The organism is Streptomyces ossamyceticus, assembly GCF_001418475.1.
Taxonomy (GTDB): Bacteria; Actinomycetota; Actinomycetes; order Streptomycetales; family Streptomycetaceae; genus Streptomyces; species Streptomyces ossamyceticus.
On sequence record NZ_LIQX01000291.1, the window covers coordinates 1 to 3,394 of the forward strand.

Consider the following 3,394-nt stretch of genomic DNA (forward strand, 5'->3'; position numbering starts at 1 on the left):
GAGGCGCAGCGGGCCGGCGCCTGGGTCCGGGTCGCGACCGCAGGCACGGTCGGGCGAGCCGCATCCTGCCGCTGCCGGCCCCTGTACGGGCGCGGCGCCGGCGGGTCAGGGTGACGAGCAGGCGGCAGCCCGCGCGGATCGCCGAGTTCGGGCTCTACCGGTCGCGGCCGTGACCGGCGCTACCGGTCCCGGACCGCCGGCACGGCCAGCCGTGTCGGCGGCATGAACTCCCGTACGTACGTCCGCTCCCAGCAGGCGCCCGTCGCCCGCAGCTCCCGCCACGTCGTGTAGCGGTAGCGGAAGAGGCGGGCGCGGACGAAGCGCGGCGGGGCGTCGGCGGGGAACGGGGACCGGCGCAGCAGCCGCAGGGTGTCGCGGTCGTTCTCCAGGAGGCGTTCCACCAGGCCACCGAACCAGGGGTGCGCGTACGCCGGGGAGAGCGCCGCGAACCACATCAGCCAGTCCAGCCGCAGGTGGTACGGGGCGAACTGGCGGGGCCAGCGCCGGGGGTCACCCGGCTTGCCCCGGAACTCGTACTCCAGCCAGCCCGCGTCCTCGCGCGGCACCTCGTCCGCCGTCCCCTCCACGACCACCTCGTACCGGACGCGGCTGACGCTGCCGAAGGCCCCGTAGGTGTTGACCAGGTGCAGCGGGTCGAAGGAGCGGTTCATCACCTGGCGGCGGGAGACCATGTTGCGCACCGGGTGGTAGCTGAGCCAGAGGACCAGCGCGGTCATGGCCAGGACGACGATCTCGTACCACAGGGGCGCGCCGGGGGCGTCGGGCGCGCCGCTGCCGAGGTCGACCGCCGACAGGGCCAGTGCGATGGTGATCCAGTTCAGCCAGCTGAAGTTGCCGGACAGCACCAGCCACAGCTGGGTCAGGACCATGAGCGAGGCGGCAGCCGTCGCCACCGGCTGAGGGGTGAACAGCAGGAACGGGACGACCAGCTGGGTGACGTGGTTGGCGGCCACCTCCACCCGGTGGAGCGGCTTCGGCAGGCGGTGGAAGAACCAGCTCAGCGGGCCGGGCATCGGCTGCGTCTCGTGGTGGTGGTCCAGGCAGGTCAGCTTCCGCCAGCACTCGTCGCCGCGCATCTTGATCAGGCCCGCGCCGAACTCCACCCGGAACAGCACCCAGCGCAGCAGGAACAGCACGACGATCGGCGGCGCCACCTCGTCGTTGCCCAGGAACACCGCGAGGAAGCCGACCTCCAGGAGCAGCGACTCCCAGCCGAACGAGTACCAGGTCTGGCCGACGTTCACGATCGACAGGTACATCACCCATGGCACCAGCCACAGCAGCATGCCGCCCCACAGGGGCAGCAGCGCGTCCGCCCCGGCGACGAGCGCCGCCGACACCGCGCAGCCCGCCCACGCCCACGCGGCGAAGAACCGGTCCGAGTAGTGGAGGTGGAACACGCTCGGTGAACGCCGCCAGGGCATCCGCGCGACGAAACGGGGGATCGGCAGCATCCCCCGCTCCCCTAGCAGCGCCCGGAACTGAAGGGCCGCCCCCAGAAAGGCCACCAGGTAGATCACGGCGAGGGAGCGCTGGAAGAGCAGTCGGCCGAGCCAGTAGTCGGGTGCGGTGAACCAGTCCATGGCTGTCGCGCTCCTGGGTCGCGCGCCGGAACAGGGGCGGTACCGACACTAGTGATCGGATCCAGAGGGCTGAAACAGGACAGCCCGTCCCCACTCGAATAATCGGGCAAACCCTGGCAAAGTGGCCACATGGTTGATCGGGGAGCGAGTGAGCTGCCGCTGCCGGACGATTGGCTCGCCCACCCGGACCCCGTCCTGGCGCTCAATCTCATGGGCAGCTTCGACTGGGACCTCGACGCCGGCGTGATGCACATGGACGCCACGGCCCACGAGGTCTTCGACCTGCGCCCCGACGAGTACGACGGCCACCCCGAGAGTCTGACCGTCCGGGTCCCCCCGGTGGAGGGCCGCAAGCTCGACACCCTGGTGTCCCAGGCCCTCAAGGACGGCAGCGAGAACTACGGCGCCTACTTCCGCATCCGGCTGCGCGACGGCACGCCCCGCTGGACCCACACCCAGGGCTACATCCGCCGTGACGAGACCGGCCGCCCGTACCGGGTGATCGGCATCGTCCGCGACGCCACCCGCGAACTGCGGGAGATCGGCGCCCGCACCGAGCAGGCGACGCTGGACGAGGCCCGCCGCAGACGCACCGACGTCGTCCAGGTCATCACCGCCGCCCTGGCCCACGCCCGCACCGTCCAGGACGTGATCGACGTGCTGGAGGACACCGACGGCATCACCCACCTGGGCGCGACCAGCCTCGTCATGGGCCTCGTCGAGGCCGGCCGCATCCGGATGATCGCCGCCGGCCCCCGGGCCAGCTACGTACCCGGCACCCGGATCACCCGCCTCGACGTGAAGTACCCGATGAACGAGGTCGTACGGAGCCTCGCACCGCACTTCATCGAGTCACCGGAGGAGTTCGCGGAGTCGTATCCGCTGCTCTGGCCGCACATCACCGACCTCCAGATCACCTCGGCCGCCTATCTGCCGCTGATCGTGCAGGCCCGGCCCATCGGCGCCATGGGGCTGCTCTACAACGACCGCAGAGGCTTCACAGGCGAGGAGCGCGACGTCCTCGTGGCGCTCGGCAGCAGCATCGCCCAGAGCCTCCAGCGGGCCATGTTCTACGAGGGGGAGAAGGACCTCGCGGAAGGCCTCCAGCAGGCCATGCTGCCCCGGTCCATCCCCAGCGTGCCCGGCGCCGACATCGCCGTCCGCTACCGTGCCGCGTCGTTCGGCGGTTCCCTCGGCCGGGACATCGGCGGCGACTGGTACGACCTCGTCCCCCTGCCCGGCGGCCGCGTCGGCGCGGTCATCGGCGACGTCCAGGGCCATGACACCCATGCCGCCGCCGTCATGGGTCAGCTGCGCATCGTCCTCAAGGCGTACGCCACCGAGGGCCACACCCCGGCCACCGTGATGTCCCGCGCCTCCGCCTTCCTCCACGAACTCGACACCGACCGCTTCGCCACGTGCCTGTACGCGGAGGCCGACCTGTCCACCGGAGTGGTCCAGGTCGTCCGGGCCGGACACATCGACCCCCTCATCCGGGCGCCCGACGGAAGCTGCCGCCGGGTCACCGTCGACGGCGGCCTGCCGCTCGGGCTGTCGGCCGAGTTCGGGGGCCTGGAGTACCCGGTGAGCACGATCGAGCTGGACCCCGGGGACACGTTGCTGCTCTGCACGGACGGCCTCATCGAACAGCCCGGCGCCGACCTCGACGACGGCATGCTCACGTTGCAGGCGCTGATCACCACCGGCCCCGACGACGTCGACGACCTCGCCGACCGGCTCATCGACGTGGCGGAGGAACGCGGTGGCGACGACGACGTGGCCCTGCTCCT

At 71.3% G+C, this 3,394-nt stretch carries 2 protein-coding genes; one reads left to right on the forward strand and one right to left on the reverse strand.

The window, feature by feature from the left end:
• Positions 1-179: 179 nt before the first annotated feature.
• Entirely contained in the window at positions 180-1,604 is a 1,425-nt protein-coding gene (locus AOK15_RS22035) for a lipase maturation factor family protein (RefSeq protein WP_055519549.1), read from the reverse strand.
• 129 nt (positions 1,605-1,733) lie between these two features.
• On the opposite strand from AOK15_RS22035, the gene AOK15_RS22040 reads away from it, so the two are divergent.
• A partial coding sequence (locus AOK15_RS22040) for a SpoIIE family protein phosphatase (RefSeq protein WP_055519551.1) occupies positions 1,734-3,394 on the forward strand: 1,661 nt, incomplete at its 3' end.

Bases quoted from the DNA above. Each gene is read 5' to 3' on its own strand.
- AOK15_RS22035 (WP_055519549.1), bottom strand. From the start codon at position 1,604: ATGGACTGGTTCACCGCACCCGACTACTGGCTCGGCCGACTGCTCTTC.